This window comes from Nodosilinea sp. LEGE 07088, assembly GCF_015207395.1.
Classification (GTDB): Bacteria; Cyanobacteriota; Cyanobacteriia; order Phormidesmidales; family Phormidesmidaceae; genus Nodosilinea.
In genome coordinates this window covers 1-12,466 of sequence record NZ_JADEWX010000171.1, presented here as the reverse complement: position 1 = coordinate 12,466, position 12,466 = coordinate 1, and the positions used below count along the sequence as shown (strand labels likewise).

Annotated in this window: 11 protein-coding genes and 2 pseudogenes; 10 read left to right on the top strand and 3 right to left on the bottom strand. The window is 53.6% G+C overall.

Going from position 1 to position 12,466, the window contains the following annotated elements; genetic code table 11:
• The 10 genes and pseudogenes from IQ254_RS33930 (at position 1) to IQ254_RS25340 (ending at position 8,104) form a co-directional block, all read left to right on the top strand.
• Positions 1-96 (top strand): transposase, encoded by a 96-nt coding sequence (locus IQ254_RS33930; RefSeq protein ID WP_369011301.1) that lies wholly within the window; start codon positions 1-3, stop codon positions 94-96.
• Positions 97-783: 687 nt separating this feature from the next.
• On the top strand, positions 784-1,686 hold the full coding sequence (locus IQ254_RS25380; protein ID WP_193968946.1) for a glycosyltransferase: 903 nt from the start codon (positions 784-786) through the stop codon (positions 1,684-1,686).
• Between the two features lie 261 nt (positions 1,687-1,947).
• Positions 1,948-2,061, top strand: a pseudogene (locus IQ254_RS33925) (type II toxin-antitoxin system Phd/YefM family antitoxin); the annotation flags it as partial.
• Positions 2,054-2,318: pseudogene (locus IQ254_RS25370) on the top strand (Txe/YoeB family addiction module toxin). The pseudogenes IQ254_RS33925 and IQ254_RS25370, both read left to right, overlap by 8 nt.
• A 94-nt stretch (positions 2,319-2,412) precedes the next feature.
• Positions 2,413-3,123 (top strand): DUF4336 domain-containing protein, encoded by a 711-nt coding sequence (locus IQ254_RS25365; protein ID WP_193968945.1) that lies wholly within the window; start codon positions 2,413-2,415, stop codon positions 3,121-3,123.
• Positions 3,124-3,246: 123 nt separating this feature from the next.
• Positions 3,247-4,122 carry a mechanosensitive ion channel family protein gene (locus IQ254_RS25360; protein WP_193968944.1) on the top strand — a complete coding sequence of 292 codons (876 nt, stop codon included), beginning with the start codon at positions 3,247-3,249 and terminating at the stop codon, positions 4,120-4,122.
• A 77-nt stretch (positions 4,123-4,199) separates the two neighbouring features.
• Entirely contained in the window at positions 4,200-4,889 is a 690-nt protein-coding gene (deoC, locus tag IQ254_RS25355) for a deoxyribose-phosphate aldolase (RefSeq protein WP_193968943.1), read from the top strand.
• A 78-nt stretch (positions 4,890-4,967) separates the two neighbouring features.
• Positions 4,968-6,548: an NAD(P)/FAD-dependent oxidoreductase gene (locus IQ254_RS25350; RefSeq protein ID WP_193968942.1), complete on the top strand. Its 1,581-nt coding sequence runs from the start codon at positions 4,968-4,970 to the stop codon at positions 6,546-6,548.
• Positions 6,549-7,385 (top strand): SirB1 family protein, encoded by an 837-nt coding sequence (locus tag IQ254_RS25345; RefSeq protein ID WP_193968941.1) that lies wholly within the window; start codon positions 6,549-6,551, stop codon positions 7,383-7,385. It begins immediately after the preceding gene.
• A complete protein-coding gene (locus IQ254_RS25340; RefSeq protein ID WP_193968940.1) occupies positions 7,382-8,104 on the top strand; it encodes a succinate dehydrogenase cytochrome b subunit in 723 nt (240 codons plus the stop codon). The genes IQ254_RS25345 and IQ254_RS25340 overlap by 4 nt, the downstream gene beginning before the upstream one ends.
• A gap of 121 nt (positions 8,105-8,225) precedes the next feature.
• Here the strand turns inward: IQ254_RS25340 and IQ254_RS25335 are convergent, their stop codons facing one another.
• The 3 genes from IQ254_RS25335 to IQ254_RS25325 form a co-directional block, all read right to left on the bottom strand.
• Positions 8,226-8,777, bottom strand: coding sequence for a DUF2808 domain-containing protein (locus IQ254_RS25335; RefSeq protein WP_193968939.1), 552 nt, complete (start codon positions 8,775-8,777; stop codon positions 8,226-8,228).
• 514 nt (positions 8,778-9,291) lie between these two features.
• Positions 9,292-11,256, bottom strand: coding sequence for a bifunctional aldolase/short-chain dehydrogenase (locus tag IQ254_RS25330; RefSeq protein ID WP_193968938.1), 1,965 nt, complete (start codon positions 11,254-11,256; stop codon positions 9,292-9,294).
• 229 nt (positions 11,257-11,485) lie between these two features.
• On the bottom strand, positions 11,486-12,127 hold the full coding sequence (locus IQ254_RS25325) for a hypothetical protein (RefSeq protein ID WP_193968937.1): 642 nt from the start codon (positions 12,125-12,127) through the stop codon (positions 11,486-11,488).
• Between the last annotated feature and the right edge of the window lie 339 nt (positions 12,128-12,466).

The following is a 12,466-nucleotide window of genomic DNA, read 5'->3' as shown; positions in this document are numbered from 1 at the left end:
ATCAACAATCGAATTAAGTTGATTAAGCGCCAAGCTTATGGGTTTGTAAACTTTGAGAATTTCCGTAAGCGCTTGCTAGCTTGCTTTTCTGATTAGAAAAACTTATCACCATGCTGCCGGAAGAACCCCTTTATCTAGCCTGTCGTCAAGGCATCAGGCCTAGCGTCAGATACGTTGATTCGAGCGTGCGCTTAATCTTTGGAGCACTTCCTGGAGAGATAGCACTCCGAGGTAACTCTACCGTTCGGGGGCTAAACTTTAATGGCTTCATCTTTAGAAACATGGCGTTTATAGGTGTACCTCCAGCAAGACTCAACGGGAAAATCGATAATTTAGGCGCTCAACCTGAATTGATTAATATTAGAGGGGAATTTTTCACACAGAGAGAAACTCGTCCGGGAGTCTTCGAGATTTATCGGTATAGATTTAGTCCAACTAATAATTATGTAGAGCCTTCAGTATCTTGCCCTAATCCAAGAAAAGGAGATCCACCGCCACCGCCACCAGACTGCCCTTCTGGTGATCCAACTTGCTGTTCTTGCACAGGAGCACGTTATGGAAATGACTCTTTCATTGTCGCAGAAGGGAATCTTCAATTAGATTTCGGTGGAGAAACTCTTGTAGAAAAGTTACACAAAGCGCCGCTATCTTCTCCCAAGGTAACGGTAGAGGTAGGTAAATGGGCAGGTGAATCATGGAGTAGCAAAAGTATTCTGCACCACAGGGATTTAGTTTACTCTGCCGGGTAAAGAATAGTTTTTAAGAGGTTTTCATATTGGACCTATGTCAGCTCTTATTTCCATTATTACAACCGTTTACAATCGCGAGGATTATTTGCCAAAGGCAATTGAGAGCGTTCTTACACAAACGTATTCTGATTTGGAACTAGTTATCTGGGATGATGGTTCAACAGATCACTCTTTAGAAATTGCGTTTTTCTATGCCAAACAAGATAATAGAATTCGTGTTTTCCCTGCTATTCACCAGGGTAGAGGGCACGCTGTTGCTAATGCTTGTACTGTTAGCAGCGGTACTTATCTTGGATTACTGGACAGCGATGATTTACTTTCAGAAACGGCGCTTGAAGAAACAATCCTTTGCTTTAAGGAGAATAAGGGAGCTGGTTTAGTCTATACCGACTACATCGTTATCGATGAAGAAGACAAGTTCAAGCAGTACGGACCAACTTGTGAAGTGCCCTATTCCAAGGAGCGTCTCTTAGTTGAATTTATGGTATTTCACTTCAGACTTTTGCGGCGCTCTGTTTACGATAAGGTTGGAGGTTTTGATCGCAAGTTTGAATACTGTCAAGACTATGATCTTTGTTTAAAGGTATCTGAGACTTCCGAGATTCTACACTTGAGACGACCTCTCTACTACTATCGACAACACAAGGAGAGTATTTCGTTTGAGAAACGAGTTGAGCAACTTCTTTTTGGGAAGCGCGCGATTGAGAATGCTTTGGAAAGGCGTGATTTAATCAAAGATTATGAATTAGAGTTTCAAATGTTTGCTAGATGTAGCTTATATAAACGGCAGAAAAATGTCTCGATTATTCAACCTTCTTCAGTTAATGAACTAGATGATGAAATGCTTGAGCTTGAGTTGATAGAGCAAGAAGCAATGAATGATATGCTTACCCTGCCTGTATATGAACCGAAATTAATGGATGAGTTTGAACAGTAAGTTTCTAGGACAGAGTAACAAAAGCATTGCAAAATATACAGCGTTTCTTGATTTCATGAGGTGCAGCACAAAGCCTAGAACCCTTGCCACACAAGAATTTTAGATTTGAATCTGCACCTCATCCATCTGGGAACCGCTGTATATTTCAAAAGTGTTACCAGGAAAAGAGCTTTATTCTTGCTAAATTACTAGGTATAGAGCGCTCAAGATTTGGTGGTTTTTTGCGAGAAAGATTAGATGGTTTATACTACTCTATCTTATTTGATGAAAACCGTTTACTTGCTCAAATCTCCCGCCAATGCAAGCCATCTAGAAGAGTCGATCGCCCAGTACCGCCAGGGCCAAACTACAGAGCGAGACCTGCTCGATGAGTGATCGTCAGCTGGCCTGGACTGATGCCGCTTGGAAAGACTATTTCTACTGGCAGACCCAGTATAGAAAGACGTTAAAAAGGGATCAATTCGCTCATTCAGGCGACTAAAACTCTCCCCTTTGAAGGCATTGGTAAACCAGAACCTCTCAAGGAAAATCTATCGAGCTTTTGGTCGCGTCGCATTGATGACACACACCGTCTGGTCTGCGCCGTAGACGATCATTACTTGACGATCATTTCCTGTCGGTATCATTACTAGCTCTGATGAAGCTAGACTCGCCGTGCTTTCGCCAATTCAAATCTGGCAAACGTCATGCTGTAGGTGCGCAGTTATTCTTCTCAGAGGTTGAACCATGCTCAGAGCAATTGATCGAGATCTTTGGGTGGCTGAGCAGCCGCTGCGATACTTTGGCCTGAGCGTCGGCACCCGCATGACGGTAATTCGCCTCGCTGATGATGGGTTAGCCTTGATTTCGCCTATTCAGATCAGTGCAGGGCTAGCGGATCAGCTCGATCAGCTGGGTGAGGTCAGGCACATTATTGCGCCCAATCTGTATCACTACCTGTTTGCGGCTGATTGCAAAGCAGCGTACCCTGCCGCGCAATTTTGGGCGACACCAGGGTTGAGGACAAAACGGCCCGATTTAGCCATTGACGAGGTGATTGGTGGTGACTCGCCTAGCCCCTGGCCCGGTCTGGAGCGCCTGTTTTTTGATGGGTTCAAAACCCTCGGCCCCGGCGGCCCCGATCCTCTAGAGGAATGGGTGTTTTGCCATACCGCCAGCCGCACGCTGATCTTGACCGATACGGCCTTCTGCTTTGATGAGAGCTTTCCGTGGCTGACTCAGCTGGTGACTAAAATCGGCGGCGGCTACAAAAGCCTGAGCCCGTCGCTGCTGGAGCGCATGGCAACCAGCGCCAAGGACACGGTAAAAGCTGCGGCTGAGCAGGTGTTGCGCTGGGATTTTGATCGAGTGATCATGGCCCACGGCAGTATTGTGGAGTGCCATGGCAAGGAGCAATTTCAGCATGGGTATGAGCAGTTTCTCGGCTGTGTGCTCTAGCGTTTCACCCCTTAGCTTGGTAACCGCAGACCGACGGCGAACCACTGCCCTAGGGCAGATGTCGGTCGCCCTGGGGCAGTGTTAACCTTCGAACGACTTGTTGCAACTGCTTTACCCAGAACTATGAATCTCTTGCTGGAGCGCATTCAGACCAGTTTGCTGGATTTGGTCGATCAGTTTATTCAGCTCTTGCCTGGGCTTTTTTTAGGGCTATTTCTGGTGCTGGTGACTGGATACGCGGCCAAAGTGGTGCAAAAGGTGGTGCACAAAGCGAGCCAGCGCCTAGTGGCCAGTCGATCGCTGCAGCTGCTGGCCGTGCAGGTTGCCCGCATTGGCACCTGGGCGCTGGGGCTAATCATTGCGGCAGTGGTGGCGTTTCCTGACCTGCGGTTGGGCGACATCATTGGGCTACTGGGGCTTGGCTCGGTTGCCATTGGCTTTGCCTTTCAAGACATTTTTAAGAATTTTTTGGCTGGCATTTTGCTGCTGCTGGAGGAACCGTTTCGCTTAGGCGATCAGGTCATCATGAGCGACTATGAGGGCACAGTGGAGGCGATCAAAATTCGCTCGACCCAGCTACGCACCTACACTGGCGAACTGGTCGAAATTCCTAACGCCATTGTGTTTACAAATCCGGTGCGAGTATTAACCGCCTTTCGCAGCCGCCGCACCGACCTGGACATTGGCGTTGGCTACACAACTCCGTTGCCGCTGGCTCAGCAGACATTCCTCGATGTCATCACTACTGTGGAAGGGGTGCTCAACTCCCCGACCCCTGAGGTGGATGTGGTGAGCTTTGGCGATAGCTCGATTGATTTTAAGGTGCGCTACTGGACGACGCCCCAGATTGCCGAGGTACGCCGTATTAAGTCACAGGTGTCGATCGCTCTCAAGGCCGCCTGCGATAACGCGGGCATCACCATTCCCTACCCAATTCGCACGGTGCACATGTTTGACCAAGCCCAGTTCGACGAAAGCGATCCCAGGAAAGCTATATAGTGAAATGCGGTTGATGGGTTGTAGCTCATCTACTAGTCGCGATCGCATCACCCTTTGGTCACTGGAGGCAGTTGGTAATGGCCCGACGAGCAACAACAGAAGACGGTATCGATCTGGCTCCTTTGATTGACCACTCGCTGCTCAGCCCGATGGCCACGCCAGAGCAGGTTGCTCAGTGGTGCGCCGAATGCGATCGCTACCAGTTTGCCGCCGTCTGCATTGCCCCCTGCCACGTGCGCCAGGCGGTGGATCTGTTGCGTAACAGCAAGAGCAAGGTGTGCACTGTCATCGGCTTTCCCACCGGGGCTACCACCTCGGCCACTAAACTCTATGAGGCCCAAGAGGCAACCGAGAACGGAGCCGACGAGCTCGATATAGTGATTAACCTGGGCTGGCTCAAGGTCGGCAACACCGACGCCCTGCACCGCGAGATCGCCACGATCTGTGAAGAGACCGGCTTGCTGGTCAAAGCCATTCTCGAAACCGCCGTGCTCAGCCCGGCTGAGATCGCCCTCGCCGCCGACATCTGTATGGATGCGGGGGCGTCGTTTCTCAAAACCAGCACCGGCTGGCAGGGCGGAGCCACGGTTGAGGCGGTGCGCCAGCTTGACGAAATTGCCCAGGGTCGCGTCGGCATCAAAGCCTCGGGGGGCATTGGCACCGCCGCCCAAGCTGTGGCGCTGGTGCAGGCAGGCGCAACGCGCCTGGGCACCTCCCGGGGGGTAGACCTGATTCACCAGCAGCAAGAGACACCCACCGAGGCCTAGGCCAAGTCAGCGGCCAGATGCTTTATGGGCACTTTGATCTACCCTGAGACTATCTACTGATTTTTATCACGTTGCTCCATGTCGCTGACTGAACAAATGCTCGCCAGCCTGCCGGGCAGCCCCCTGGCGGGTTTGAAGCAGGCCGATGACCTGTGGCTGCGGTACCGCACGGGCAACTTGCCCGCAGCTCAGGTCATACATCAGACCGAAGCCCCATTAGAGGCTGTGGAGTGGGATGTCGTCATTTGCGGCGGCACCCTGGGGGTACTGGTGGGAGTGGGGTTAGCCCAGCGAGGCTGGCGGGTGGCTTTGCTAGAGCGGGGCCAATTACAGGGGCGACAGCAGGAGTGGAACATCTCTCGGCGAGAGCTGACGGCACTCACCGATCTGGGCTTACTGACGGCAGCAGAACTGGAAGAGGTCATTGCCTCCGAATACAACCCGGCTCGCATTCAGTTTGGCGATGGTGAGCCCCTGTGGGTCAACGATGTGCTCAATGTCGGGGTCGACCCCAGGGGGCTGCTGGAGCGCCTCAAAGATAAATTCTTAGCCGCTGGGGGTAAGTTGTTTGAGCGCACGGCCTTTGAGGCGGCCTGGGTGCATGCCAATGGAGTACTGGTCAAAGCAATGGGCAAACCTTCGCCAGAGGAACCAGAGCCCTCACAGTCCTTTACAACCCGGCTGCTGGTGGATGCCATGGGGCATTTTTCACCCCTGGTGCGTCAGGCCCGCGGCACCGCCAAGCCCGATGCCCTGTGTCTGGTGGTCGGTACCTGCGCCGAAGGCTTTGCCAAAAACGAGACGGGCGATTTAATTGTGTCGTTTACCCCCCTGCGGCACCAGTGCCAGTACTTTTGGGAGGCGTTTCCGGCGCGGGATGGACGCACCACCTACCTGTTCACCTATATGGATGCCGACCCCCGCCGCCTCAGCCTGGGCGAGCTGTTTGAAGAATATTGGCAGCTGCTGCCCGAATATCAACAGGTCAGCCTGGAGGAGTTACAGGTTAAACGGGCGCTGTTTGGCTTTTTTCCGTGCTATCGGCACAGCCCGCTGCAATATCCCTGGGGGCGTACCCTGGCGGTGGGTGACAGCAGCGGCAGCCAGTCGCCTCTGAGCTTTGGTGGTTTTGGAGCCATAATTCGCCATCTGGAACGGTTGGTCAGGGGCATCGATGAAGCCCTGGCCAGTGATTGTCTGGGGCCAACGGCGCTGGGGGCGCTCCAGCCCTACCAGCCAAATCTATCGGTGACCTGGCTATTTCAGCGATCGATGAGCGTGGGGGTTGATCAGCCGCTCGCGGAGCAGCATATCAACAGAATGCTGACGGCAATGTTTGCCGCCATGGCCCAGCTCGGGGAACCGACCCTAAAGCCATTTTTGCAGGATGTCGTGCAGTTTCCGGCGCTGGCCAAAACCCTGGCCATGGCCTCGATCAAATCGCCGGGGGTGGTGGCCAAGGTGATTCCCCAGGTGGGCATTGGCAGCCTCGGCACCTGGCTCAAGCACTACAGCAGTCTGGCTGGCTACAGTGCGCTAGATCCCCTAGCGAGAGCCCTTGACCCCTTAATTGAGTTGCTGCCTCCGGTTCAGCGATACTATAGCCATCGTTGGCAAGACAGCCTATTTTATGGCAGCGGTAAAGACTACGATATTTAGATGACTCACTCTGCACTGCCTCGGGAGCGCCTCTACCACGAGCTGCGGCGACCCGATAATGAGGTGAACTTAGCCCGAGCGGCGCTGTATATGGCTCAGGAAGATTATCCTGACCTGGCGATCGCAGATTACCTGACCATGCTCGATCGCATGGCAGAAACGCTGAGCCAGCGCCTGCCCCCAAGCCCCTACCCGCTGAAGATCATCGGCGCTATCAACGACTATCTGTTTGGGGAGCTGAATTTTCAGGGCAACCGCATTGCCTACTACGACCCTCGCAATAGCTTTCTCAACGAGGTGCTGGAGCGACGGGTGGGGATTCCGATTACGCTGTCGCTGGTGTACCTGGAGTTGGCGCAGCGGATTGGTTTCCCGATGGCGGGCGTGAGTATGCCAGGACATTTTTTGATTCGCCCGACTGTGGATGACATGGATCTTTTTGTTGACCCATTTAACCAGGGAGAGGTCTTGTTTGAGCAAGACTGCCGCGAGCGTATCGGGCAGATGTTTGGCGACTCGGCCCAGCTCGAACCTCAGCAGTTGGCTCCCATTACCCCAACGGTGTTTCTGGCCCGCATGCTGACCAATCTGAAGATGATTTATCTACAAAATAAAAATGTGCCCAAGGCCCTCGACGCCATCAATCGTATTTTGCTGATCTACCCTGAGGCGGTGACTGAATGGCGCGATCGCGGTCTGATTCACTACCAGCAGGGGCAGCTAGAGACGGCTCAACTTGACCTAGAACGCTACCTTTACCAACACCCCGACGCTACTGATGCCTTTGAGATTCGTCGAGTGCTTGACCAAATAGAACGCGTGCAGGATGAGCCATGACCAACACCCTCAAGGCCCCCGAGACCAAGCCTTGCCCAGGCTCGCCTCTGCTCAGGCTATACCGCTCGTCGGTGGGCAAAAAGCTGATTACCGGAGCCACTGGGCTAGCCCTGGCTATGTTTGTGCTAGCCCACATGGTCGGCAACCTGCTGCTGTTTATTAGCCGCGATGCCTACAACGCCTACGCCCGCCAGATCGAGAGCCTAGGAATGCTGTTCTACGCTGTCGAGCTAGGGTTGCTGGCGGTAGTGCTGCTGCACGCCTGGGTTGGCATCGAAATTTTCTGGCGTCAGCGGCAGGCCCGCCCCCAGGGGTATAGCACCTACCAATCGGTCGGTGGGCCAAGCTATCAGACCCTGAGCTCACGCACTATGATTGTCACAGGTTCGGTGATGGCGGTGTTTTTGGTCACCCACCTGCTGACCTTTAAGTTTGGCCCCTACTACACCACTGAGTTGGGTGGCGAAACGGTACGCGACCTGGCTAGGCTAGTGGTTGAGAAATTTCATTACCTGCCCTACGTAGTGGGCTACAGCGCTATTTTGGGGCTGCTGGCCTCGCACCTGCGCCACGGGCTGTGGAGTGCATGGCAGTCGATCGGGCTGCTCAACGCCGGAATTCGACCTGTAGTGGTTGGGGCCAGTGCGGTGGTGGCTGGCGGCATTGCGATTGGCTTTGGGGTGCTGCCCTGGGCGATCTTTTTGGGGCTGGTAAGTTAGGGGCGGATGGGGTGCGATCGCACGTTTATAAAAAATCTGATTTGAGCAACCTCACTGCAAATCCAGGATCGCGTCGGGGCATTGCAGTGCCATGCCCCGACTGATGACAACAACCGCTACCTTACCGGCTGTTATCGTAGATCTGAATCCGTCCATGCCCCAGAATTTGGCCAACTCCACCGTCGCCAGCAGGGTACCCAGTGACGCCAAAGATATACACGCCACCCCACGGATTGTAGGCCGTCTGCAAGGTGACAGTCGCCGTTTCACCGGGCTGCACCGGCTGATCAAAGACAACCAAAATATTGTCAGAATTTTCGGGCACACCACCTACGCTGGACAAGGGAATTTCAGGGCCATTGGCATAGGCAACACCCTGCTGGGCGGTCGTAGAGTCGAGCTTAAAGACAATATTCCTAGCGCCATCTAGGGGCATGATGGTGATGGCCTCTAAGGGCTCCCCAGCATCGTCTGGCACCTCGATTACAAAGTGATAGCGTCCGCCGAAGCCAGCCAGTTGATCGTAGGTGGTTGCTTCAACCAGCGTTGGGGGGCGGTCAAATATAACCCGACCATCCGCCAATTGAGCGGCCTCCACAGCACCAGCGGCAGTACTCCCGAGAATGCCCACGGCCAGCGCGCTAATTTTAAGTATCTGAGAAAAATTTTTCATTTTGAGAGTCCTCTCTGTGTGTATCTATCCATGAGTCGATTGAACCAATGAATAGACAGTCCTAGATGAGCTCCATATAAGTTCCAAATGAGCTCTATATAAATAGGCTAGCAATCTTTTAGAAACTAAAAAATAGTTTTAAGTTTAATCTCAAATATCGATTTTTATATGGATGGAAGATGGCATCTGAGCGACCTTTTTCTACATTTATTGATGCTTTTTTATTTTCTCATCTCATTCTCAGGCGGCGGGGGCGGCAGCCATTTATACTAAAAATGATTTATCGTTTAATCTGACGACAGCTTATTTTCAGGCCCACAATATAATTTATGGGGTCTGGGTTTAATCCGTGATGGCATAGATTTCATCACAGAAATCACCCCACTCAATAGTTTGCTTAATGCTTCTGCTCTTGCCCTAACCCACGCCTTATCACCCACTCCTCTGACGACTGAGAATCTCGCCCAGCGATCGCGTTGACTTCTCCTGTCGCCATTGCTGATATAGGCTGGGTTTAGATCACGCGATCGCTGCCGCCGTCGATCGGCACCTGCGCCCCGGTGGTTTTGGCAAACACCCGACTCGCCATCGTACACACCAGTTGCGCCACCTCCCGGGACGAGACCGGCTGCTTGAGCAAATTGCGCGACTTATAGTCATCCACGCTGATGCCGTAGCGCTCGGCCCGACCAGCCAGCACCGCCGGGGTCCAGATGCCGGTGTCGTAGACGCAGTCGGGATGCAGCACATTGACGCGAATCTCCGGAGCCAGCTCCAGAGCGGCAATGCGGGCCAGCTGAGTTAGCCCCGCCTTAGCGACAGAATAGGCGGCAGCACCAGGCCCAGGCGCAAGCACATTGCGGGAAGCAATGAACAAAATCGTCGGATCAATGCCGTGGCGTAAAAAGGGGATGGCGTGGCGCAGCAGGGCCCGCTGGCTGGTGAGATTGATTGCCAGGCTCTTTTCCCAAATGTCGGCATCCAGGTTTTCTAGGGTTTGACCGAGCGGGAAAATGCCCGCATTGCTGACCACAATATCCAGACCACCAAAGTGCTGAATGGCAGCGGCGATCGCCCCTTTCACTGCGGCTTCGTCGGTGACATCCCCTTGTACCCCCACCAATCCAGGTTTGTTTAGAATCTCGGCCACATCAGGGTTCACGTCAAAGCCGACCACTGCCGTGCCCTGCTGGTGCAAGGTCTCGGCGCAGGCTTTGCCGATGCCGCTGGCGGCCCCCGTCACCAGGGCAATTTTGCCCTGAAACTCCGATGCTGCTTTGGCTTTGCCCAGCTTGGCCTGCTCTAATTCCCAATATTCCATCTCAAATAGGTCTTTTTCGCCGAGGGCCTGCCAGCCCCCCAGCGCCTCGCCTATCTGAATGGCGCGGCGGGTGTGCTCGATGATGTCGGTAATAATGGCGGTGGCCTTGATGGAGCGATCGAACGATAGCGTGCCGTAGCCGGGCCACACCGCCCAGCGGGGAGCGGCATCGAGCTGGGTCAGCTGCCCATCGGTATGGCGCTCAAAGTACTGACGGTAGTTCTCGGCAAAGGCATTCACCGCCGCCTCTGGGTCGCGATCGACCACCACCGGAATCGCCTTGGTGCGAATCACGTGGTCGGGGGTGATGGGGCCACGGGTGGCGATCGCAGCCACATTGGGCAGGTTCGAGAAGCCCACCGCTTCGGGTCGCTGGTCGAGCTGGGCCAGCATCGGTGCCCCCTTAACGCGCGACACCTGCTGACGAATTTTGGCCAGAGTCAACCAATCGGCCTGGGGGGCCGCCGTCGCAAAGGACACGGCGTTGTGCTGGGCTAAGGACGCCTCCGCCAGGCTGACCAGCTCAATCATAGTTTCGTAGGCGGTATGGGCATCGTCGGCAAAGGTAAATATGCCGTGGTTCATCAACACCATGCCTTTGTACTGGCTCCAGTCGATGCCCTGGGTGAGTGCGCGAATTTTGCGGGCCAAAATAAACCCCGGCATGACGTAGGGAATCAGCAGCACCGAATCGCCATAGACCTGGCCAATCTGCTCTGCGCCAGTGGGGGTATTGGTCAACGTCACTACCGCGTCGGCGTGGGTATGGTCAACAAAGGCGTAGGGGATAATGGCGTGGAGAATCGCCTCCACCGAGGGGTTGGGCGCATTGGGGTCGAGCATGGCCGCCCGCTGCTGGGTGACCATCTCTGAATCGGTCAGCTGCTCTAGCGCGGCCAGCCGTTGCAGCACCTCTAGCCGCACCGGGGCAAAGCCGGGGGCTGCAATCGTCGATAGATCCCAGCCGCTGCCTTTGACGTAGAGCACCGCTTCGTCGTCGCCAAAGAAATTCTTCACCGTGGCCTTCACCGACGTGTTGCCGCCACCGTGGAGCACTAGATCTGATTCCTGCCCCAGCAGACGAGAGCTGTAGACCCGCAATTTGAGCAGATCGCCATTCAGGGTTTGGGCAACGGACTCATCCCAGCGGCTTTTCATAGGGCTATCGGCGTAAGGGCTATATGCAGATTAACTGCAAATCGGGGCAGACCCAAGCAGATAGATTCCCCATACCAATTCCTGGAATGAATCTATTGTCGAAAGCCTAACATTGACAGGGCTCCATAAATCCGTTTATCCCTCATTTCAGCAACGCTAGGCTTGGTAACTGGAGTTGTGCAGGGTGCTATCGGCAAACAACGGCAACGAAGTTTTATCAGCCTCTCTGTCAAAGGTTTAACAAGCCATTGCCGGCCGAGTAAACCTCATGCCATCGGGGCGAGCGGTAGTCACGGTTCAAACTGCGATCGACATACCCTACCAGGCGCGGTAAGGCTTCATCGCTAATCTCTCTCTGCAAGAATAGCCGCAGTTTCGTTTCCCAATCTTGGGGATAGTCGCGAATGATCGGATGCCTGACCACAATGGGCTGAGTTTCGCCTTGTACCAGATCAACCACAACATCCAGGCTGAGCACCGCCAGGGAGCGGACAAAGACTCCGGTGGCGGCGATCGCAAAATCGCCATCCACCTGCTTTTGCTTTAACACAGCGACAAAATGCCCCCCCTGGGGAATGTTGTAAATCAGGCTGCTGGGGTCTTTCACTGGCGCAACCTCAACGTTATAGCCCTGGGTCAGCCCGTCTGCAAGGGTGATGTCTTCATAATCTTGATCGGGATGGGGAATATAAATGGTGAATTGATGAACATCTAGCCAGGGGTTATGGACTGGGTCATCGCTGTCTTGTTTCCAAGCATTGTATTGACGGCGCATCTCTTGCCCAACATGGCTTTCGGTATTACAGAGATGTATCAGGGCCATATTCAAAACGCGCTGATCAAACTTGCTGAGCAACCCAACAAACTGCATAGCCAAAATCCCCGGTGAGAACAATACCCGATTGAACCATTAGGGAAGATATCGAACGAGTCTTCTGTATCAATCGCATCAAGACAGGGCCTGTTCAAGTTTTCTTAATATCGTTCTGCTCAGCAAAATTGAGTCAATAAACCGCCGATTCTAGAATGAAGTGCAACACCTAGAAGCTTTCCACAGAGGGGCTCATAGGATAGTCTGATGTTTACCACAACAAAAAGACACCCTATGAGCTATATCCAGCTTAGCGCTTCTGAACGAAATAAAGTTTACGAATTGAGAACTACGACAGCATTGTCCATCCGGGGCATTGCTCGCCAACTCGGACGAAGT

What these genes read in the sequence shown, in the direction of transcription:
- IQ254_RS25360 (WP_193968944.1), top strand. Translation starts at nt 3,247, where the DNA reads ATGAATCTCTTGCTGGAGCGCATTCAGACCAGTTTGCTGGATTTGGTC.
- IQ254_RS25330 (WP_193968938.1), bottom strand. Translation starts at nt 11,256, where the DNA reads ATGAAAAGCCGCTGGGATGAGTCCGTTGCCCAAACCCTGAATGGCGAT.
- IQ254_RS25365 (WP_193968945.1), top strand. Translation starts at nt 2,413, where the DNA reads ATGCTCAGAGCAATTGATCGAGATCTTTGGGTGGCTGAGCAGCCGCTG.
- IQ254_RS25350 (WP_193968942.1), top strand. Translation starts at nt 4,968, where the DNA reads ATGTCGCTGACTGAACAAATGCTCGCCAGCCTGCCGGGCAGCCCCCTG.
- IQ254_RS25325 (WP_193968937.1), bottom strand. Translation starts at nt 12,127, where the DNA reads ATGCAGTTTGTTGGGTTGCTCAGCAAGTTTGATCAGCGCGTTTTGAAT.
- IQ254_RS25340 (WP_193968940.1), top strand. Translation starts at nt 7,382, where the DNA reads ATGACCAACACCCTCAAGGCCCCCGAGACCAAGCCTTGCCCAGGCTCG.
- IQ254_RS25345 (WP_193968941.1), top strand. Translation starts at nt 6,549, where the DNA reads ATGACTCACTCTGCACTGCCTCGGGAGCGCCTCTACCACGAGCTGCGG.
- IQ254_RS25380 (WP_193968946.1), top strand. Translation starts at nt 784, where the DNA reads ATGTCAGCTCTTATTTCCATTATTACAACCGTTTACAATCGCGAGGAT.
- IQ254_RS25335 (WP_193968939.1), bottom strand. Translation starts at nt 8,777, where the DNA reads ATGAAAAATTTTTCTCAGATACTTAAAATTAGCGCGCTGGCCGTGGGC.
- deoC (WP_193968943.1), top strand. Translation starts at nt 4,200, where the DNA reads ATGGCCCGACGAGCAACAACAGAAGACGGTATCGATCTGGCTCCTTTG.